General features: G+C 68.6%; 20 protein-coding genes, 1 tRNA gene and 1 pseudogene. 15 read left to right on the top strand and 7 right to left on the bottom strand.

What is annotated here, in order from left to right:
- The first annotated feature begins 8 nt into the window (after nucleotides 1-8).
- The 9 genes from ACP6CK_RS15010 (at nucleotide 9) to ACP6CK_RS14970 (ending at nucleotide 10,610) form a co-directional block, all read left to right on the top strand.
- Entirely contained in the window at nucleotides 9-986 is a 978-nt protein-coding gene (locus ACP6CK_RS15010; protein ID WP_426954115.1) for an ABC transporter substrate-binding protein, read from the top strand.
- A 14-nt stretch (nucleotides 987-1,000) separates the two neighbouring features.
- Entirely contained in the window at nucleotides 1,001-2,020 is a 1,020-nt protein-coding gene (locus ACP6CK_RS15005) for a cobalamin-independent methionine synthase II family protein (RefSeq protein ID WP_426954114.1), read from the top strand.
- 1,102 nt (nucleotides 2,021-3,122) lie between these two features.
- The gene (locus ACP6CK_RS15000; RefSeq protein ID WP_426954113.1) at nucleotides 3,123-3,578 is read left to right on the top strand and encodes a hypothetical protein; all 456 of its coding nucleotides are present in this window, start codon (nucleotides 3,123-3,125) and stop codon (nucleotides 3,576-3,578) included.
- Nucleotides 3,568-4,758, top strand: coding sequence for an AAA family ATPase (locus ACP6CK_RS14995; RefSeq protein WP_426954112.1), 1,191 nt, complete (start codon nucleotides 3,568-3,570; stop codon nucleotides 4,756-4,758). The genes ACP6CK_RS15000 and ACP6CK_RS14995 overlap by 11 nt, the downstream gene beginning before the upstream one ends.
- A gap of 815 nt (nucleotides 4,759-5,573) precedes the next feature.
- Entirely contained in the window at nucleotides 5,574-6,335 is a 762-nt protein-coding gene (locus ACP6CK_RS14990; RefSeq protein ID WP_426954111.1) for a hypothetical protein, read from the top strand.
- Between the two features lie 250 nt (nucleotides 6,336-6,585).
- Nucleotides 6,586-7,179, top strand: coding sequence for a hypothetical protein (locus ACP6CK_RS14985; RefSeq protein ID WP_426954110.1), 594 nt, complete (start codon nucleotides 6,586-6,588; stop codon nucleotides 7,177-7,179).
- A 405-nt stretch (nucleotides 7,180-7,584) separates the two neighbouring features.
- Nucleotides 7,585-8,904, top strand: a complete 1,320-nt coding sequence (locus tag ACP6CK_RS14980; protein ID WP_426954109.1) for a phage major capsid protein — start codon at nucleotides 7,585-7,587, stop codon at nucleotides 8,902-8,904.
- Entirely contained in the window at nucleotides 8,901-9,443 is a 543-nt protein-coding gene (locus ACP6CK_RS14975; RefSeq protein WP_426954108.1) for an HK97 family phage prohead protease, read from the top strand. The genes ACP6CK_RS14980 and ACP6CK_RS14975 overlap by 4 nt, the downstream gene beginning before the upstream one ends.
- Entirely contained in the window at nucleotides 9,444-10,610 is a 1,167-nt protein-coding gene (locus tag ACP6CK_RS14970) for a phage portal protein (protein WP_426954107.1), read from the top strand.
- A 132-nt stretch (nucleotides 10,611-10,742) separates the two neighbouring features.
- Here the strand turns inward: ACP6CK_RS14970 and ACP6CK_RS14965 are convergent, their stop codons facing one another.
- Nucleotides 10,743-11,108 (bottom strand): hypothetical protein, encoded by a 366-nt coding sequence (locus ACP6CK_RS14965; protein WP_426954106.1) that lies wholly within the window; start codon nucleotides 11,106-11,108, stop codon nucleotides 10,743-10,745.
- A gap of 33 nt (nucleotides 11,109-11,141) precedes the next feature.
- On the opposite strand from ACP6CK_RS14965, the pseudogene ACP6CK_RS14960 reads away from it, so the two are divergent.
- Nucleotides 11,142-11,768 (top strand): annotated as a pseudogene (locus ACP6CK_RS14960) (tyrosine-type recombinase/integrase); the annotation flags it as partial.
- A 188-nt stretch (nucleotides 11,769-11,956) separates the two neighbouring features.
- On the opposite strand, the gene ACP6CK_RS14955 reads toward ACP6CK_RS14960, so the two are convergent.
- Nucleotides 11,957-12,031, bottom strand: a tRNA-Gly gene (locus ACP6CK_RS14955).
- Nucleotides 12,032-12,106: 75 nt separating this feature from the next.
- On the opposite strand from ACP6CK_RS14955, the gene ACP6CK_RS14950 reads away from it, so the two are divergent.
- The 5 genes from ACP6CK_RS14950 to ACP6CK_RS14930 are packed head-to-tail and all read left to right on the top strand — an operon-like array spanning nucleotide 12,107 to nucleotide 14,933.
- Nucleotides 12,107-12,616: a prolyl-tRNA synthetase associated domain-containing protein gene (locus ACP6CK_RS14950; RefSeq protein WP_426954105.1), complete on the top strand. Its 510-nt coding sequence runs from the start codon at nucleotides 12,107-12,109 to the stop codon at nucleotides 12,614-12,616.
- 56 nt (nucleotides 12,617-12,672) lie between these two features.
- Entirely contained in the window at nucleotides 12,673-13,617 is a 945-nt protein-coding gene (locus tag ACP6CK_RS14945; protein ID WP_426954104.1) for a tetratricopeptide repeat protein, read from the top strand.
- A gap of 41 nt (nucleotides 13,618-13,658) precedes the next feature.
- Nucleotides 13,659-14,318, top strand: a complete 660-nt coding sequence (locus ACP6CK_RS14940) for an LON peptidase substrate-binding domain-containing protein (RefSeq protein ID WP_426954103.1) — start codon at nucleotides 13,659-13,661, stop codon at nucleotides 14,316-14,318.
- A 29-nt stretch (nucleotides 14,319-14,347) separates the two neighbouring features.
- Complete coding sequence (locus tag ACP6CK_RS14935) at nucleotides 14,348-14,566, top strand: Trm112 family protein (protein ID WP_426954102.1); 219 nt, start codon at nucleotides 14,348-14,350, stop codon at nucleotides 14,564-14,566.
- 1 nt (nucleotide 14,567) lies between these two features.
- Complete coding sequence (locus ACP6CK_RS14930; RefSeq protein WP_426954101.1) at nucleotides 14,568-14,933, top strand: gamma-butyrobetaine hydroxylase-like domain-containing protein; 366 nt, start codon at nucleotides 14,568-14,570, stop codon at nucleotides 14,931-14,933.
- Nucleotides 14,934-15,049: 116 nt separating this feature from the next.
- Here ACP6CK_RS14930 and ACP6CK_RS14925 read toward each other — a convergent pair whose 3' ends face one another.
- The 5 genes from ACP6CK_RS14925 to ACP6CK_RS14905 form a co-directional block, all read right to left on the bottom strand.
- Nucleotides 15,050-15,319: a hypothetical protein gene (locus ACP6CK_RS14925; protein ID WP_426954100.1), complete on the bottom strand. Its 270-nt coding sequence runs from the start codon at nucleotides 15,317-15,319 to the stop codon at nucleotides 15,050-15,052.
- Between the two features lie 111 nt (nucleotides 15,320-15,430).
- Nucleotides 15,431-15,925, bottom strand: coding sequence for a hypothetical protein (locus ACP6CK_RS14920; protein ID WP_426954099.1), 495 nt, complete (start codon nucleotides 15,923-15,925; stop codon nucleotides 15,431-15,433).
- Entirely contained in the window at nucleotides 15,922-16,941 is a 1,020-nt protein-coding gene (locus ACP6CK_RS14915) for a hypothetical protein (RefSeq protein ID WP_426954098.1), read from the bottom strand. Before ACP6CK_RS14915 ends, ACP6CK_RS14920 begins: the two co-directional genes overlap by 4 nt.
- A 62-nt stretch (nucleotides 16,942-17,003) precedes the next feature.
- A complete protein-coding gene (locus ACP6CK_RS14910) occupies nucleotides 17,004-18,053 on the bottom strand; it encodes a hypothetical protein (RefSeq protein WP_426954097.1) in 1,050 nt (349 codons plus the stop codon).
- A 173-nt stretch (nucleotides 18,054-18,226) separates the two neighbouring features.
- Nucleotides 18,227-18,613, bottom strand: a complete 387-nt coding sequence (locus ACP6CK_RS14905; RefSeq protein ID WP_426954096.1) for a hypothetical protein — start codon at nucleotides 18,611-18,613, stop codon at nucleotides 18,227-18,229.
- Nucleotides 18,614-18,640 lie beyond the last annotated feature (27 nt).

Raw genomic sequence — 18,640 nt, 5'->3', positions numbered from 1 at the left:
CCAGGACCATGATCCGCAGACTTCTGGCCGGGGTGCTGCTCGCGCTCGGGGTTGCCGGGCCGGCCGAGGCGCAGGACCGCATCACCCTCGTCCTAAACTGGGTGCCGGGCTCTGACCACGCGCCGCTCTACTGGGCGCAGCAGCGCGGCCTCTACCGTGAGGTGAACATCAACTTAACGATCGAGAACGGCCGCGGCTCCGGATTCGCGGCCCAGCGCGTGGGCGCGGGGCAGGCGCAGTTCGGCATCATCGACATGCCGGCCGCCCTGCAGGTGCGCGGGGCGGGCGCGGACCTCGTCGCCGCCATGGCGATCTATGTGCAGTCGCCCTATGGGCTCTATTGGCGCCGATCCTCTGGCATCACTGGGCCGGGCGACCTGCGCGGCCGGCGGCTAGGCGCCCCGCCGGCGGATGCGGCCCGCGTGATGTGGCCGATGATCGCGCGCGCGCTGAACCTCGGTCCGAACGACGTAACCTGGGTGAATATCGCGCCCGAGGCGAAGGTCGCCTCCCTGCAATCCGGAGCCATCGACGCCACCACGCATTTCTACAACGTCCACTATATCTATGAGCGCGTCTTTGGGAGCGACCTGGGCTTCGTGCTGACGCGCGACATTGGCTTCAACCCCTATGGCAACGCCTTCTTTGCCAATGGTGCCTGGCTGCGCGCCAACCAGGACGCGGCGCGGCGCTTCATCCGCGTGACGCAGCGTGCCTATGCGGAGTGCGTGCAGCAGCCGGAAGCCTGCCAGCAGGCGGTCGTTGGCCCCTCCAACACGAGCCTGGAGGACCTGCGGGTATCCTGGGATCTCGTGGTGCGGCTGATGCAAGATGAACCGGGCGCCAATCGGTCGCTTGGCGGCTTCGATCCTGCGCGAGTGGAGACGACGGTGGCCGCCGTGCGCGACGCCTTCAACGTCCAAGGCCTGCAGCCCGCCCAGGTCTTCACTAACGACCTGCTCGATCCCGCTATCCGCCTGCCCTGAGGGAAGGACACACTATGACCGAACCCCGCATTCGAACCACCGTCGTCGGTTCTTACCCCGTGCCGGACTGGCTGGCGTCCTCCCCCAGTGAGACGGCGGTGACGGACGCCACCCGCACCGTCATCGCCATCCAGGAGCAGGCCGGCATCGACCTCGTCTGCGACGGCGAGCTCTACCGTTTCGACGTGAACCATCCCGAGACCAACGGGATGATCGAGTTCTTCACCCGTCCTATGACAGGCATCCGCAATGATGCGACCTTCGACGAGGTGATCGCGTATCGGAAGCAGCGCGGCATGGGCTTCCGGATGCGCCCACCCGGCGTGGTGGACGGCCCGATTGGCCACGGCACGCTCGACTTACCGGCGGCTTGCATGCAGGCCGTGCGGCTGGCCTCGAAGCCGCTGAAGTTCACCCTCACTGGCCCACACATGCTGGCCAAGACCCTCATCGACCGCCACTACGGCAGTGTGGAGAAGGTCGCCTTCGCCATCGCCGACGTGCTGGCCGAGCAGGTGGCAGAGTGCGATGCCGCGGTCATTCAGGTGGACGAGGCGAACCTGCCCGGATCGCCGGACGAGGCGCCCTGGGCGGCCGAGGCGATCAACCGCGTCCTACGCGCCGTGAGGGCCACCCCGGCCGTGCATCTCTGCTTCGGCAATTACGGCGGCCAGTCCATCCAGAAGGGCACCTGGGACAAGCTGATCGGCTACCTGAACAGCCTGCAGGTGGATCACGTTGTGATGGAGAACGCCCATCGCCCGCCGGAGGAACTGACCGCCTTCCGCGACCTGCGGCCGGAGATCGGGATGGGCCTGGGCGTCGTGGACATCAAGCGAACGGACGTCGAGACGCCCGACTCCATCGCTCGCATGATCGAGCGGGCGGAGAAGTCTATCGGCCCAGGCCGCGTGCGCTACATCCACCCGGACTGCGGCTTCTGGATGCTCAAACGCAACGTAGCCGACGCAAAGATCCGGGCATTGGTGCAAGGGCGCGACCTCTTCGAGGGCCGTGCAGCGGTCGCTGCATAACCCGGGTAGGTAGAGACTTGCCGCTTCACCTTACGCGCTAGCGCAAGGTGAGGCATCGAAGCGCGATGGGCAGACATACATGCCGAGCGCATGAATGTGATGAATGGTCGGGGCCGAAGCGATGCGTTGGTGAAAGCTTGTGGCGAGGGCAGGGAAGAGGGACACGGAATCCGCCTCACCGCGCGGAACCAAAATACCATTAATTACAACGTACTAAACCTTGTTGGCGAACTCGCCTAACTCCCAAGCTCCGGAGAACAGTCGGCCTCCGGAGAGAGAAAGCACCGCTCGTTCCGAAGTCGAACCCTCAAGCTGAGCACGCAGATACCCGCGGCACGGGGCGCACGACTGCATCCCGACCACGGCAGAGAACCTTCAGCTTGTGGAAGATTGGAGCGGGCGAAGGGATTCGAACCCTCGACCCCGACCTTGGCAACGCAACGGTAGCCAAGCGTTTCCAGCGACTTAAGTGAGCGCCAGCATTCACTAGTCCGCACGCTGCCACAAGGACTTGGCACACGATGCGTGCGAGCAGCGTTCTACCGAGGAAGACCCCGAACCGCCACCCCGACGACGGGGACGGCTGCGGCGATGCCGCCGGCCTGAGGCCGATTGCAGCCGTCCTGCGCGACCACCTCGCCGGGCTGGCCCCCCGCCTGGCCGGCGACCCACCGTTACGGCCTCGCTTGCGGGCGCCGGGCGGCTCTCATGACGTCACCGGATCCCGTGGCCCGTCCACCCGCCCGGCGCCGCAGGCGCCCCGCACAGCCGTCCTCCGGTGTCCGGCCGGGGAGGCATCCCTGTCTGCCCCGTGCCTGCTCCCTGCTGACGTAATGCCTCGCCTCGACGTAGACCCCACCCCCGGGGCGCTCCGGCCCTTCTGCGTTGTGCTCACCCGTGCCCCGCACGCCCACCTGACCGCCCGCGAGCTGCGTACGCAACGCGGCCCGGGGCTGCTGGACTGGTTGCCTGCCTCGCCTGAAGCAACACGAGCAATGCTGCCGGCCATCGCCGCCCTTCTCCACGTGGGCGGCGCCGTAATTGAAAGCTTTGCCACTATCGACCCGGCGATGAGGGCCCTCGCACAGCTCGAGGATGGCCGATGAGTGCCGCCCTGCAGGACCCGGAGGACCACCTGGCCCTTATCCGGGCGGAGGTTGCGAGCGCGTTTCTGACCCGCCTCCGCGAGGATGATCGAAAGCGCCGCGGCGTGAAGGCGGGCGACGTGGACTGGCTTCTGATCGCGTGTCTCTGCTTGGACCCGGTGGAGAGCTGGCGCTTCGGCAAGCTGCTGGGCGCCGAGGCAGTAGCAGCGGTGCACGGAGCCGGCGGACTGGAATGGTGGCCCGGCGATCCGGAGCCCGCTACCGAGTACGCCTTGCCCGACCGGGCTCTCTTCGTTGGGCGCTACACCGGCCGCTCCTACGACTCCAGAACGAAGACCTGGGCACCTGACCCGATCGCCCGCCTCGCCCTGCACCGCGGGATCAAGCCCGGCCGGGCAGCGCACCTGATCTGCCGCGAGTTCGGTATGGGGGACCTGCCCCATGTCGCCTGACGGCATTTCTTACTGCGACCCCGACGACGCGCCTGAAGACGACGAGGCGTCGGTGATGACCGAAATGCTGCGTCGGTCGCAGGGACTGTCCGACGAGGCACTGCCTGGCCTTCCCAGCGCCGCCGAGGCGCGCACACCCCGCCGCGTGCTGTCCCTTGCCGAGTGCGTGGTGCGGCCCGATGCGGCCTACGTGGTGAAGGGCATCATCCGTCCGCGGAACGTCATCCTACTGGTGGGCGAGCCCGGCGCCGGAAAGAGCTTGCTCGCGCCATTGTTGGGCCACCGGATCGGCGCGGGCCGCACCATCCTTGGCCGCCGCACGCGACTGACACGCGTGCTCTACGTCGCGTGCGAGGCCGGGGACGACATGCAGGAGCGGTTCGCTGCGCTCCGTGAGCGGGAGGGCGACAGCGACCTACACCTTTGGCCGCATCCCGTGAACCTCACGGAACCTGCGAGCGGTGATGCCGAAGAGCTTCGTGAGGTGATGCTGCAACTCGGCGCTGGCGTCCTGATCTTGGATACGCTTCCGTCCGCCTTTCCTGCCCTGCGGGAGAACGACCCTGACGCCATGGGGGCGGCCGTCCGGGTCCTTCGCGACCTGAGCCATGCCACGGGTTGCGCGGTCGTCGCCGTCCACCATCCGGCGAAAGGCGGCGAGACGGGCCGCGGCCATGGGCTCCTTACCGGCGACGCGGATGCCCTGATCCTCGTGCGCGGCGAGCGCCACGAAGATCGCACGATCATCATGAAGAAGAACCGGAATGGCACCTGTGCCGGCACGGAGGGCTTTTCCATCGAGACTGTAGACCTGGGCGTGGACGATGACGGGGACCGCATCCTCCGTCCGGTGGCGAGTGAGGCGCATCGGGAGGAGCAGGTGCGGGAGCCAAAGGGCAAGCGCTTGACCGATGCTCAGGCTGGTTGGCTGCGCGAACTGGCGGATCTCTTCGCCACCTCCGCAGCGGTGGTGGTGAGGCCGCCGAAGTCGGGGATGGACCCTGTCCGATGCCTGTCGCGTGGGAGTCTGCGATCCGGGCTGCGTGGGAGTGGCCGGTTCGACCTGGACTCCCACGGAAACCTGACCGCCAAGGATCGCGACCGGCTGCGCGAAGCTCTCAACCAGCTGAAAGACAAACAGAAGGTCGGGCTGTCGGACGACTGGGTTTGGCTCATATGAGCGCGCGTGGGGTGCGTGGGGATTTGCGTGGGAGTCTGCGTGGGGGTTTGGAAGGGGCCGCGTGGGGTGCGTGGGGCGCGTGGGGTCCCCCTATAGGGGGGGACCCCAACGTCCCACGCGATACCCACGCTCCAGCCGACCCGCCCTCGTCAGCCTCTGGCAGGGTAGGTGAGCAAGAGGGAAGGGGGCCTATCCCTATCCGGGAGGCCGACCGCCTCACCGGCCGCAACGGCCCTGCTGGAACGTCCCTGGCGACCGCAGGCGGCGCCGGCGATGTGGGGGAGGTGGAGAGCCCCGGCCACCCCTGCCCAGGCATGGGCCCTGCGCGAGCTGCTGGCGGTGCTGCCGCGGTGCGAGGTACCGGCGTGCTCGCGCTCGTCCGTCGCCGCAGTGGTCGCCGCCGGCGCCGACGTGCGAACGGAGTGCAGCGCATGCCGCCAGGCCCGGCGCCTCCGTACCCTGCCGCCCGCGCTGCCCCCGCCGGACCGCAGACGGGGTGGACGCTGATGCGCGTGGGGAGCGGCGACGAGGGCTCGTGGAAATCTCTCCGAGCTGGGGATCCGGACCGGCCTGGGCCGGTTCTTCTATTCCCGCGAAATTAGGAACTGGGGGTGGGGTAACCATTAGTTCTGGCGCCGGCTGCCTGCCGCTCGCCTGGGCAGACGATCCTTGAGAAGCGATCTCTGACCTGCCTTCATACTGGGAACGTGCTATAGCGATCGAGAAATTGCAGCCAGGGTTGGAAGCGGTACCGAAGACAGGTGCCCAACGCTGGCCCGCGAGAATCATTGTGGTGGTAGAACCTCGGAGGGGCGATGCTCGACACGGCTTCCAAAGTCTTTTGGGCCTGCGTTAAGAGCCCGCGATTTTGGCTCCAAATTTATCTTCTTTGTCTTGTCGTGCTTTTGGCGCGCGCAACTTCTGAGGGTGCAAGAGCCACTGCTGAGCTGCTCAAAGGTGTTGCAAGCTTTTCCTGGCCGGCTTTGGTGGCGCTCGGAGGGTGGTACTTCCGCACGGAACTTCGAGCATTGATCCTCCGCACGAGGAAAGCAGGACTGACAGGCGTGGAATTTGTGGATGTCTTAACGGCCCAGGCACTTCTGAAACCTGTAGCTGAAACACTTGCTATCGTTGCGCCGTCGGCCACTACGAACCCAGTCCTGCTTCAGCAAGCGACCAGGATCCGCGAAGATCTGAATCGAATCGAGCCTAATGACGTTTCCCTTCGCGAGGGACGGCTCACTTCGCACTTGGCGGCGAGTCAACTAGTCAACAAGTATCTCCGCATTTACATGATCATCTTCGATTCACAGCTGGAAGCGCTAGCAGCTGCGATGTCGATAAATGGGGAGGTCAATTTTCAGCCCTACTACGAGACCCATTCGGACCGTCACCGCTTGCAGACAGCAGGAAGAGCAGACGCGGTTCCAGTAGGCGATTTCGGCCTTTGGGCTGCCTTCCTAGTAGATCAGGGGCTGATTGAACTTGCTGGGCAAAATGCGAAAATTACAGAAGAGGGAAGGATGTTCATGGAATACGTCAATAGCCAGAAGCTGCCCCGTTTCCACGTGCTTTAGCTAACGTCCAGCTTAGCTGCGATACACACCGCCTGACCCCCCAACTTCTCAGTGAAGGTGTGAGATCCGGCGACTTGCCCGGCACTTGGCCGGGTTCAGCCTTGATGCGTGTGGGCTCATGTGCCGGCCCACCGGGCCGTGCGGGAAAAGTTCGGTTGACCTACTGAACCGCCTTCGGCTATAGTTCGGTATGGCTACCGAACACCTTTCACTTCACGAATGGCTGGCTGGCCGTACACGGTTGGAGGTCGTGAACGGCCGCCAATTTCCTGCTGCTGTTGTCGAGCGCGCAGCGGAGATCGACAGCGACTCTCTCGCCAACTTCATAAACAAATCGCCGCTCGATCTCTGCTCGCGCTCGCCAGGCCGAGGAAGGGCGCGTCAATTCTGCCTCGTCGACGTGTATCAGCTCGCTTTCCTAGCTCGACTTGTAAGGATCACGTCGAGGGTGGAGTCGGCGGCCCGGTGCCTGAACTTCATGCTCTGGCAGACGAGCATCTCCGACACAATGCGGGGTGTGGCCGATAAGGTACAAGGTAAGGAGGCGTCCTGGTTGGACAGACTTGCCATTGCAGCAGCTGAGCCATTCGACGCCGACGCGGCGAGGCGTAGCTACTGCGAGGATGTGCGGCGCGCATCGCCGCTCTATCACTATCGCAACGAGAATGATCCCTTCTTCATCTACTCGGACATCGCCGGCCGAAGCTTCCAAGCAGGCCCTAACCCAGCGCTGACTAATCCGCGGTACCAGGGTGGAATTCTCCTAAACGCGACGTTCCTCCTGAACTCGGTAGATCAAACACTCGCTGAACACATCAAGCGGCTCGAGGACGAGCGTGGCTAACGCGTTGCATCCCTATCGCCTAAGCCGAATGCGCTCCGCGGGAGACTCCCGACTCGCCTGGGGGGGAACCGTCCGCTGCCTGTTCGATGTCCATGTCGGGCCGATTAGGATCCGAGACGCGCGCTTGATTGAGCGTGATCCCGGCGTCTACTGCACGACGCTCGGCGGCGGGTTTGCACATGGCAGGGTCAACTTCACCGACCGCGACTTCGAGGCCGCGGTAACGGCACGAGCGAGCAGCATGTATCGCGACCTCCTCGCTACCCGCGCTCGCCGCACGGCTGGCGCACCACCTTTGGCCACGGGCAGGCCGAGCGAACGCCGAGAGGCGCACGGTCCCGCGATGGACGCCCACCACAACCCGCGCGCCGCGACGGCGCCCGAACCCGTAGAAGGACCTATCTCATGACGCGCTTGGTTGACTTGTTGGCGCGCCGCGCCGCCGCTACCGCCGAACTGCGCGGGATCAGCGACGCCGCTGGTGACGCAGACCTCAACGCGGAGCAGCGCCAACGCTTCGACACGCTCCGCACGGAACTGGACACGATGGAGGCCGCGATCAGCCATCGGGCAGAAGCGGACGACCGCGAGCGCCGCGCGGCCGGCACACCACTTGGCGGCGGTAGCGCGGATGACGGGCGCGAGGTGAGGGTGCGCGTCGCCGGCGCCGACGTGCGCGTGCCGGACGGATTCGACGGCGAAATTCTGGTGACGCAAGCCGGTGATCGCGTGCCGCTGTTGGAGCACCGTCACCGACTGACCAGCTTCGTGGAGCGCCGCCCGGAGCACCGCGCGTCGCCGTTGTCGCTCGGCGGTCTAATCAGAGGGCTCGCCTTTGGGCCCCGCACAGAGCCGGAGCGCCGCGCCATGGCGGAAGCCGCAGTCGGCACCGGTGGCGCACTCGTCCCGCAAGTACTAGCCGCGGAGGTGATCGACGCCATGCGGGCCCGGAGCGTCATGGTACGCGGCGGCGCCAGGACGTTCCCGATGGACGCGCAAACCGTGCGCTTCGCTCGCCTCCTCTCGCTGCCGGTGGGCGGCTGGCGTGCCGAGAACGCGCCCATCGTGGAGAGCGAGCCTAGCCTCGATGCCCCGACGCTGACTGCGCACAGCTGGGCGGTTTTGACCAAGATCAGCCGCGAGCTCGCTGAGGACGCTGCGAACCTGGACGCCACGCTCCGAGGCGCCTTCGCGGCATCAGCCGCGCTGGCGATTGACCGGGCCGCCTTGTTCGGCGCCGGCACCGGCAATGAGCCCTTGGGCATCTACAACACGCCAGGCATCCAGACGATCACCATGGGGACCAACGGCGGCGCGCTCGCTGCGTGGAACGCTATCCTCGACGCCGTAGCGTCGTTGGAAGCCGCCGACGCTGGCGACGTGACCGCGATGGTCGCTGCGCCTCGTACGGCGCGGACCGTCGCAGGCTTCGCGGACACGACGGGCCAGCCTCTCGCGACGCCGCCTCGCCTCGCGAACGTGCCACTGCTGACGACGACGAGCGTGCCGACCAATTTGGTCGCCGGCACAAGCAGCAACACGTCGCCGATCATCCTGGGCGACTTCCGCGAGGTAATCATCGGGGTGCGGACTCAGCTGACGATCACTCTACTAACGGAGCGATACGCCGACACGGGGCAACTCGCCTTCGTGACGTGGTGGCGCGGCGACGTGCTGGTGCAGCGGCCGGCGGCGCTGGCGCGCATCACCGGGATCAAGCCGTGACCTCGGTCGCCGCGACGCGCGTGGAGCGGCGCGCGGCGGTGCCGGAACTGCGCGCGGCCGAAGGGCGGCGGCTGATTGGGCACGCCGCTATCTGGGACGCGCCCGCGCGCATCGGCGGCGCGTTCACGGAGGTTATCCGGCGCGGGGCCTTCGCGGCGTGCCTCGCGCGGAGCCCGGACGTGCGGGCGCTCCAGGATCACGACGATACCCGACTTCTCGGCCGCACGAAGGCAGGCACGCTTGAACTTCACGAAGATGACCGCGGCCTCGCCTTCACGGTGCTCCTGCCGAATACGACCGTCGCCGGGGACCTCCTGGAACTCGTGCAGCGTGGCGACGCCAGCGGATGCAGCTTCGGCTTCATCGCGATCCGCGAAGGGTGGCCGGCGCGCGACCACCGCGAGCTGCTGGCGGTGGACCTGGTGGAAATCTCCATCTGCTGTGCGCCGCCGGCCTATCCGCAGACGAGCGTTCAGGCACGCAGCCTCACCAAGCCGGGCGGCGTCCTGGTCCGCCAGCGCTTCGTGGCGACATTATAGATGGCCGGCATCCTCGCACGCCTGCTGGGCCTGGAGACGCGCAGCACACCGTCGCCGCCCGCCACCCTTGAGGACGTTCTCGGCGTGCAGTCTACCGCCTCTGGCGTCCACGTCAGCGCAGGCGCGGCGGAGGGCTTGGCCGCGGTCAGCGCGTGCGTCGGCGCGATCAGTTCCGCCGTCGCGTCCCTAATTCCGCGAGTTTACTTCGTCAGCGCGCAGGGCCGCGCGGAGCTGCCGAACCATCCCGTCGCGCGTTTGCTGCGCGATCCTAACCCTCACCAGGCCGGCGGCGACCTGATCGAATGGCTAGTCGCGTCGGCGCTGCTGCACGGGAACGCCCTTGCCGCGATTGAGCACGATGCCGCCGGCCGTGCCATCTCCCTGCGCCCGCTGCCATGGCCATCCGTCGCCGTCGTGCGCCTCGCAAGCGGCAGGCTGGCCTACGACGTGACGGAGGGGACGGGGCGGACGCGGCGCTACCTCCAGGATGAAGTTCTGCACATGCGCGACAGGTCGGACGACGGCGTGATCGGGCGCAGCCGGATCAGCCGCACGAGAGATGCGGTGGGTAACGCGCTGGCACTCCAGTCCTGGAGCGGGAACACCTGGCGCAATCAGGCGACGCCAGCGGGCGCGGTTAAGATGCCCGAAGGCAAGCGCATGTCCGAGCCGGCCTATAAGCGCTTCAAGAGCGAGTTCAACGCCGCCTTTGCGGGTACCGGGAACGCGCGCAGGACGCTGATCTTGGAAGAGGGCGCGAGTTGGCAGAGCATCAGCGTCAGCCCGGAGGACGCGGAGGTGCTGGCGAGCCGGAAGTTCACGACGGAGGAGATCGCCCGCATCTTCAACGTCCCGCCGCCGATCATCCAGGACTACTCGAACAGCACGTTTACTAACGCGGCGCAGGCGAGCATTTGGTTCGCGACGTTCTGTATCCAACCTTGGTGTCGCAAGTTGGAAAGTGCGTTCCGCCGAAACGTATTCGGCCTGGCTGATCGCGAAGACCACGAGCTGGAGTTTGACCTTTCGACACTCCTGCGAGGTGATCCGGAGGCGCGGTGGAAGTCGCACGAGATCGCGGTGAAGAGCGGGATTTTGGATCCCGACGAGATCAGAGAGGTCGAAGGTTGGAACCCGCGCCCCGCAGCAGGTGCAGCCGGTGGCTGACGTGACACGCATCCCCGAGCTGATCCCCGAGCCGCTGGCAGCGGAGCGGCTGGGCCTGTCCCTCGCCACGCTGCGGCGGGAGCGGGCGCGGGGGAACATCTCGTTCATTCGTCGTGGGCTGCGCGGCGTCGTCTATACCGAGACGCATCTGGCCGAATACTTGACCGCAGGGGAGGTGCGCGCGTGCCGAGACAGAGCCAGTCCGAGTTCCGCATCGGAGACTTCTTCCTCAGCAGGCGGCCCAACAGCCCTCAGTGGTGCCGCACCTGGTTCGATCCCGCCACGCGACAGACTCGTCGCGCATCGCTCGGCACTGACGATCTTGAAGCCGCGAAGCATGCGCTTGCCGAGTGGGTCACACTGAATGCGCGACGCGACCATCAGGCGGTGCGAGAGGCGGTGCTGGGCGATGTGTTCGCCCGCTACTGGCACGCGCACGGCCAGCACGTCCGCGCGGCCGTCCAGCAGCAGCGCAATCTCTTCCTGGTGCTCTCCCACCTGCCCGAGGGCATTACCGTGGCCGAGCTGACGATGCCGCGGCAGGGGGAGGTGGTCCGTGCGCTACTAGCGAAGGGCTACGCCCCCGGCACAGTGAAGCGGTGTATGGCTGCCGCCAGTGCGGCCGTTACCTACGCCTGGAGGAATGGCGAGCTGGACCGGCCGCTCCCGTTCATCTCCCTGCCGGACGGGGAACCGCGGGAGCGGGTGCTCACTGTGGCGGAGCTGGCGGCCTTGTGGGACGCCTGCGAGCCTCAGCACCTCCAGGCGTTCCTCATGGTCCTGCTGGGCACCCTGGCCCGGCCGGAGGCGGCCCTGGAGCTTACGCGGTTCCAGTGCGACCTCGAGCGCGGCCTGATCGACCTGAACCCGCCGGGGAAGGCACGGACGAAGAAGCGGCGGCCTGTGGTGCCGATGCCTGACTTCCTCCGCCCCTGGATTGCGGCCGCGGAGGGGCCATTGGTGGCCTATCGCGGCAAGGCGGTGGCGAAGGTCAACAAGACGTTCCGCACAATCCGGGAGGCCGCAGGACTGGGCCCGGATGTGGTGCCCTACACGATCCGTCACACAGTCGCGACCGAGCTGCGGGCGCGCGGAGTGCCGGAACTGGAGATTGCCGGGCTTCTGGGCCACGCCATGCCCAATGTCCGGACGACCGGGCGGTATGCGAAGTTCCGCCCCGACTACCACGGCGGGGCACGGAGGGCCCTGGACGACCTCGCAAACGAAATCGGGCGCCTTGCCGGGCGCCCGATCGAACCACTCAACGATTCGAAATCTTCAACCCATGTGCGTGCTAGTAACGTGCTAGCGACCCGCGACCGGATTGCCGTCCGGCCTGGAGTTGTTGGAGCGGGCGAAGGGATTCGAACCCTCGACCCCGACCTTGGCAAGGTCGTGCTCTACCCCTGAGCTACGCCCGCGCTCCGTGCGGGCCGGGCTAATGCCACGGGGCGAAGGGGATTGCAACCCACCCCGGCACGTCCGATCACCACGCCATGCCGTACGCGCCCGAATCCCTTCTCGCCCACCTGGAAGAGTCCGGAATCCCGGCCACCACGCACCGCCACCCGCCCCTCTTCACCGTCGCGGAGAGCAAGACCCTCCGGGGCGAACTCCCCGGCCTGCACGTGAAGAATCTTTTCCTCCGCGCCAAGCCGCCCAGCCCCTACCTCCTCGTGGTGGCAGAGGAGGACCAGCCCCTCTCCATCAACGCCCTCGCCCGTCGCCTCGGCACCGGCCGCCTGTCCATGGCGAATGAGGAGGAACTGTGGACGGTCCTCGGCGTCCGTCCGGGCTCCGTCACGCCGCTCGCCCTGATCAATGCCGCCCCCGGCGCGGTGCGGGTGGTGATGGACCGCTGCCTCGCGGAAGGCCCAGGCCCCGTGAACGTCCACCCCTTGACCAACACCGCGACCACGGCCCTGTCATCGGCGGACCTCGTCCGTTTCCTGACCGGCCTCGGGCATCCGCCGGAACTCGTGGACCTGTCCGCCCCGCTTGCCTGATGCCCCCCTGGACCGCATCTATGGCCCGACAAGCCCCCTCGAAGGCGCCAGATCCCATGAGCACCCTGCTGGACCCCAGCAACCCCGCCCCCGCGGGCCCGCAGCCCGCCGCCGACATCATCAAGGACGGCGACCAGAAGACCTTCATGCAGGACGTCATCGCCGCCTCGCGAGAGGTGCCGGTCCTCGTGGACTTCTGGGCAACCTGGTGCGGCCCCTGCAAGCAGCTGACGCCCACGCTGGAGAAGGTGGTAAAGGCGGCCGGCGGCCGCGTCCGGCTGGTGAAGATCGACATCGACCAGAACCGCGCCCTCGTGCAGCAGCTCGCCCAGCTCGGCCTGCCGCTCCAGTCGGTGCCGACGGTCGCCGCCTTCTGGCAGGGCCAGATCGCGGACCTGTTCCAGGGCGCCCTGCCCGAGAGCGAGGTGAAGAAGTTCACCGAATCGCTGCTGAAGCTCGCCGGCGGCCAGATGCCCTCCGCTGACCTTCTCGCCGAGGCCAAGGCCGCGGCCGAGGAGGGCGATCACAACGGCGCGCTGGAGCTCTACGGCGCCCTCCTTCAGCAGGAGCCGGAGAACGCCCCCGCCCTCGCCGGTGCCGCCCGCGCCCTGATGGATCTCGAGCAGGAGGACCAGGCCCTCCAGCTCCTGGAAGGCGTCCCCGCCAAGCTCCGCGACCACGCCGACATCGCCTCCGTCCGCTCCGCCCTCGAACTCGCGGCCGCCGGCCGGGAAGCCCGCGGCAAGCTCGCGGAGTACGAACGCCGCCTGGCCGCGGACCCGAACGATCACCAGGCCCGGATCGACCTCGCGGTCGCGCTCAACGCCATGGACGATCGCGCCGCCGCCGCCGACGCCCTGCTGGACTCCTTCCGCCGGGACCGGGCCTGGAACGACGGCGCGGCCCGCAAGCAGCTCCTGAAGTTCTTCGAGGCCTGGGGCTTCGAGGATCCGGCCACCAAGGCCGGCCGCCGGAAGCTCTCCTCGCTTCTGTTCAGCTAAGGCGGACTGTTCAGGCGGCGGACCGGCCCCATCTCCCGGCCATGGCCTTCGATCCTCCCAGCCTCGCGGCCCTGCCGGCGGAGATCGCGGTGTTTCCGCTGACCGGTGCGCTGCTGCTGCCAGGGGGCCGTCTGCCCCTGAACATCTTCGAACCGCGCTACCTCGCGATGGTGGAGGATAGCCTCGCCACCCGCCGCTCCTTCGGCATGATCCAGCCCGACCCGGGCGCCGGGCGGCGGGACGGCGAGCCGGGCTTCTATCGCGTCGGCTGCCTCGGCCGCCTCTCTTCCTTCGCTGAGACGGAGGATGGCCGCTTCCTCATCACCCTCACCGGCGTCATCCGCTTCGCGGTGACGGAGGAACTGACCGGCCGGGGCGGCTACCGGCGCGTCCGCCCGGACTATGCCCCTTACGCCGCCGATCTCATGCCGCAGGCGGATGGTGCCGCCGACCGCCCCACCATCCTCACCGCCCTCCGCCCCTATTTCCGCGCCAAGTCCATCGAGGCGAACTGGGAGACGATCGAGCGGATGGACTCCGCCGCCCTCGTCACCACCCTCGCCATGGTCTGCCCGTTCGACCCGAGGGAGAAGCAAGCGCTGCTGGAGGCCCCGACCGCCGCCGCCCGCAGCGCGATGCTGATCAGCCTGCTGCAGATGGACAGCCTCGCCAACCCGGGCCAAGACAGCCGCCCGAGCTGATCCCGCCCAGGACTTCGAGAGACGCCACCATGAGCCAGCCCTCCAGCACCCCGGCGGACGCCGCGCCCGCCGCCAACGCGGTGGACCCCCGCCTGCTCGAGATCCTCGTCTGCCCCGTCACCAAGGGCCCGCTGCGCTACGACCGCGGGGCGTCCGAACTGGTGAGCGAGAGCGCCGGCCTCGCCTATCCCATCCGGGACGGCATCCCCATCATGCTCCCGGACGAGGCGCGCCGCCTCTCCGGCTGAGGTGCCCACCCCCACCGAGATCCGCCTCCTGCGCGCCGAACGGGCGCTGGAGGTGGCCTTCGACGACGGGACGCGCTTCCACCTGCCGGCCGAGTACCTTCGCGTCGAGAGCCCCTCCGCGGAGGTGCAGGGGCACGGCCCTGGCCAGAAGGTGATCATCGCCGGCCGCCGCCATGTCGGCATCCTCTCGGTGGAGCCGGTGGGCCACTACGCCGTCCGGATCACCTTCGACGATCTGCACGACAGCGGCATCTACACCTGGGACCATCTCCATCGCCTCGGCGTGGAGCAGCCGCGGCTCTGGGCCGAGTATGAGGCGGCGCTGGCCGTGCGTGGCCTCTCGCGCGACCCGCCGCGCCGGGGGTAAGGCCGGGGGAAGGAATTCCCCGGCCCCCCTTCTGTTTTTCTCAGGCTGCCGCGGAATGCGGCCACGCGGGCCGCTCGTCCTAGGGTGCCGGTCGGATAGAAAGTGGCTCGGGTCTGTCAACGGGCTGGCGCGTCGGCCGCCGCGGTCCGGCGCGGCCGACGGATGGAGCGGCGGCGGCCATTGGCGTCGATCCAGTAGCGCCCCCCGCGCGGACCCGTGCAGGGGGCTTCCCGCGTGCACTCCGTCCCCGGCGGGCTCGCAGCGGCGCGCGGCGCGCGCCGTCGCCGCAGGGCCGTCTCGGTTGCCGCGTCCTGCGCCGCCGCGGGCGTCGCAAGCGCGCCCAGCATCCCGGCCAGCGTCGCTACGAAGAAGCCTCTACGCTGCATCCATTCCCCTCCCGGTCGCCGGACATCCCACCGGCGCAACGGAGGGTAGTGCCACGTTCGACAGGCCACAACGCCGGGAAGGGAACGGCTCGTGGACGCCGGACCGGTCCGTCAGCCCGGGGAGGACGACGCCCCGTCCGCCGGCCGCACGGCCGCGATGGCGGCCCGCAGCCCCGCCACATGGTGCAGGATGCTGCCATCCAGGCGGTCCATCTCCGCCCTGAGCTCCTCCGTCTGAGCGGTCTCGAGAGCATCGAGCCGCTCGCGCAGTGACCGCACCTCGCCGCGCAGTGCTTCCTGCAGATCCTGCAGGGCGCCGATCCGCACCTCCAGGGTCTCCAGCGCCGCCAGACGCTCCAGCACGGCCCTCTCCAGCTGCCCTAGCCGCGCTGCCACAGCCCTCTCGATCACGCCGGGAAGCCAGGCGGGTGGATGGGCTTGTTGCGCGTCCAGCTTCGCGTGCAGCGCCGCCATCTGCGCATCCAGCCCGGCCCGCAGCCCCGCCGCCTGCGCGTCCAGCCCGGCCTGCAATCCCGGCTGGCCTGCCAGCGAACTGACCACACGCCGGACCGGGCGCGCCGCGGCGCGCAGTAGGGACCGGATCATGCCGAACCCTCCGCGCCCAGCAGCCGAGCCCAGGCGTCGCGTGCCCGGTCGCGGCTGAACCGCGCCAGGATGGCGGGCTGCGCATTCTGGATCGCCGCGCGCAGCGCGGCGTCGCCCGCGACCAGCGCCGCCGCCTTGGTCCTCATCTCATCGAGGTCGGCGCAGGCCCCCGGCAGCACCGCCCCGGCCAGCCGGTCCAGCAGCGCGCCGCGCAGATACAGCACCGGAGCCCCCACGATCATCGCCTCGACGGGCGAGTAATGCACATGCCGCGTCTCCTCCGACGGATAGGCGAAGGCGGCGCAGCCCGCGTAGAGGCGCAGCAGCGCGCCATCATCCGGGAAATCGATCACCGCGGGATCCGCCACCGTCGCCGCCTGCTTGCCGAAGATGCGGTGCGGAAGGTCCCCGAAGCGCGCCTTGATGGTCGCGTAGAGCCCTCCGTAATACGGGTTCCCCGCGATCACGGGGCAGAGGAACAGCAGGCTTCCATCCGCGCCCGTCCAGCGGCCCTGCATCGGTTCCACCCAGGACGGCGCCGGCACCGGCAGGGTGAAGGCCCGGTCGGCGAAGAGCGGCGGCTCCACCTCGGCCAGCACGTCATAGCCCTGCCCATAGGTGAAGCGATCGCCCATCGCTGCCACCGCCGCGTCGAGCTCCGGCTCCTCCCAAAGCTGGGTCAGGGCGTGATAGCCCCGCGGCCCAACCCGCCCGAAGGGACGGGCCACCACCCGCCCGCGGAACCCGCGCACCGCGGAAGAGAGGCAGGTCGGGTAGAAGGCCGTCACCACGGCCTCGAAATGCGCGTTCAGGATGTCCGTGACGGTCGGCGTCCAGGCCCGGTCGTAGAAGGGGTGCCGCTCGAGCACGGCCAGCGTCTCCGGCGGCAGGTCGAGCGCCGCGCGATCCGGTGCCGGCTCCACCACGGTGCTGCGCGCGTCCAGCCCGCGCGGCAGCACGCGCGGCGTCAGCACCGCGAAGCCGAGGCCGCGCAGGATCCCGACCTCGTCGGGCATGAGGGTCCGGTGGTTCAGCGCCCACAGGATCCGCCGCGGGGGACGACGCGCCGCGGACGGTGTCACGGAACCCGGTCCAGCACCGCCGCCCATTGCCGGTGCGCCACATCGGCGCCGAAGGTTGCGACGATCCGGCCCTGGCTCGCGCGGATGGCATCGGCCAGCGCGCGGTCGCCGGCCAGCAGGCGCTTGGCCTTGTCGCGCATCTCCACCGTGCTCGCGCAGGCGCCGGGCAGGTCGGCCCCCTCCGCCAGCACGTCGGTCAGCGCGCCCCGGCGGTAGAGAACCGGCGTCCCCACGATCATCGCCTCGATCGGGGAGTAGTGGATGTGCCGCTGCTCCGTGGACGGATAGACGAAGACCGGCGCCGCCGCGTAGAGGTCGAGCAACTCCGCGTCCGTCAGATACGGCAGCACCGCCGGATCATCGATCACCCGGTACTGCCGCCCGAAGATCTTGTGCGGGATGTCGCCGAAGTCGCGCTTGATGCCCTCGTAGATGCCGAGATAGTAGCCCCCGTCCCCCGGCGTGGAGATCGCGGGGCAGAGGAAGACCGCGTGCGTTCCGTCGCCCCGCCAGGTCTCCGCGGCCTCGAAGATGGCGTCTGGCAGGGGGACGGTGACCGTCATCGCGCTTCGCTGCAGCACCGGCGGCTCGATGTCGGCGAGGTTGGAATAGCCCTGCGCGTGCACGAAGCGCGGCCCGAGCGCCTCCAGTTCCTCCAGGATCTTCGGCCGCGGGCCGACCACCGCGAACTCCGCATAGGTCCGCGGCTGCTCGCGCCCGAAGGTGCGCGCCACCACCAACCCCTTGAACTTCTGCGCCGCCTCCGAGAGCGGCACGGTGTAGTAGGAGAAGTGGGAGACGACGACGTCGAAGCAGTCGTTGATCGCGGCGCGCAGCGTGGGCGACCAGGGCCGCTGGTAGAAGTCGTGCGCGTTCAGCACGTCCAGCGTCTCGGGCGGGATGCTCAGCGTGCTGTCATACTCGTACGTGACGAGCGCGCTGCGGTATCCCGGGTCGTGGTCGGGCACCCGCTTCGGGATGAAGATCTCGTAGCCCAGGTCGCGCAGGATCGGGACCTCCGCGGGCAGCAGGGTCCGGTGGTTCACGCACCAAAGCAGTCGGCGCGCACGATGGTTCTCAGAGGGCATGGCGTATCGGTGATCGTCCCGCGGGCTGGCGCCCCTCCCTGCCGGGGGGAGCGCGGTCGGTCAAGGCGCCCGCGCCCGTCCGGCCGCCTGAACTCAGGCCTCCGGGCGCGCCCGGCCCGCGGCGATCCGCCTCAGGCCTGGGGCGGCGCGGCCGGCGCGGGGACCGCCGGCCGGCCCTCCACCACCTGCCGCAGCGCCAGGATCTCCCGCCGCAGCTCGGCCATGTGGTGCAGGAGATAGCCGTCCAGCCGGTCGATCTCCTCGGAGATGGAGGGCACCGGGGCCTGCGGCATGGCCCCTGGCTGCGGCCGGGCCGCGTTCTCGACAACGACCTCCAGCGTGTCCAGCCGCGCGTTCAGCCGGTGCAGCAGGGTGTGCAGGGAGTCCGTCCCCTCCCGCACGGGGTGCAGAACCTCCCGCTCCAGCCGGTCCAGCCGCGCATGGACCTCCCGCTCCCCCGTCAGCCAGAGGGTCAGGCGCTTCAGCGGGCGCAGGGCGCGGACGACAAGGCGGCGCATCGGTGGTGGTCCCTGATGGAGGTCCGA

The sequence above is a fragment of the Muricoccus radiodurans genome (assembly GCF_050154705.1).
Lineage (GTDB): Bacteria > Pseudomonadota > Alphaproteobacteria > Acetobacterales > Acetobacteraceae > Roseomonas > Roseomonas radiodurans.
Note: the sequence above shows the minus strand (reverse complement) of the source record. Positions and strands in the feature narration are given on the sequence as shown.

What these genes read in the sequence shown, in the direction of transcription:
- ACP6CK_RS14920 (WP_426954099.1), bottom strand. Translation starts at nt 15,925, where the DNA reads ATGATCCGGTCCCTACTGCGCGCCGCGGCGCGCCCGGTCCGGCGTGTG.
- ACP6CK_RS14940 (WP_426954103.1), top strand. Translation starts at nt 13,659, where the DNA reads ATGGCCTTCGATCCTCCCAGCCTCGCGGCCCTGCCGGCGGAGATCGCG.
- ACP6CK_RS14905 (WP_426954096.1), bottom strand. Translation starts at nt 18,613, where the DNA reads ATGCGCCGCCTTGTCGTCCGCGCCCTGCGCCCGCTGAAGCGCCTGACC.
- ACP6CK_RS14990 (WP_426954111.1), top strand. Translation starts at nt 5,574, where the DNA reads ATGCTCGACACGGCTTCCAAAGTCTTTTGGGCCTGCGTTAAGAGCCCG.
- ACP6CK_RS15000 (WP_426954113.1), top strand. Translation starts at nt 3,123, where the DNA reads ATGAGTGCCGCCCTGCAGGACCCGGAGGACCACCTGGCCCTTATCCGG.
- ACP6CK_RS14945 (WP_426954104.1), top strand. Translation starts at nt 12,673, where the DNA reads ATGAGCACCCTGCTGGACCCCAGCAACCCCGCCCCCGCGGGCCCGCAG.
- ACP6CK_RS14980 (WP_426954109.1), top strand. Translation starts at nt 7,585, where the DNA reads ATGACGCGCTTGGTTGACTTGTTGGCGCGCCGCGCCGCCGCTACCGCC.
- ACP6CK_RS14970 (WP_426954107.1), top strand. Translation starts at nt 9,444, where the DNA reads ATGGCCGGCATCCTCGCACGCCTGCTGGGCCTGGAGACGCGCAGCACA.
- ACP6CK_RS14995 (WP_426954112.1), top strand. Translation starts at nt 3,568, where the DNA reads ATGTCGCCTGACGGCATTTCTTACTGCGACCCCGACGACGCGCCTGAA.
- ACP6CK_RS15010 (WP_426954115.1), top strand. Translation starts at nt 9, where the DNA reads ATGATCCGCAGACTTCTGGCCGGGGTGCTGCTCGCGCTCGGGGTTGCC.
- ACP6CK_RS15005 (WP_426954114.1), top strand. Translation starts at nt 1,001, where the DNA reads ATGACCGAACCCCGCATTCGAACCACCGTCGTCGGTTCTTACCCCGTG.
- ACP6CK_RS14935 (WP_426954102.1), top strand. Translation starts at nt 14,348, where the DNA reads ATGAGCCAGCCCTCCAGCACCCCGGCGGACGCCGCGCCCGCCGCCAAC.
- ACP6CK_RS14915 (WP_426954098.1), bottom strand. Translation starts at nt 16,941, where the DNA reads ATGCCCGACGAGGTCGGGATCCTGCGCGGCCTCGGCTTCGCGGTGCTG.
- ACP6CK_RS14925 (WP_426954100.1), bottom strand. Translation starts at nt 15,319, where the DNA reads ATGCAGCGTAGAGGCTTCTTCGTAGCGACGCTGGCCGGGATGCTGGGC.
- ACP6CK_RS14950 (WP_426954105.1), top strand. Translation starts at nt 12,107, where the DNA reads ATGCCGTACGCGCCCGAATCCCTTCTCGCCCACCTGGAAGAGTCCGGA.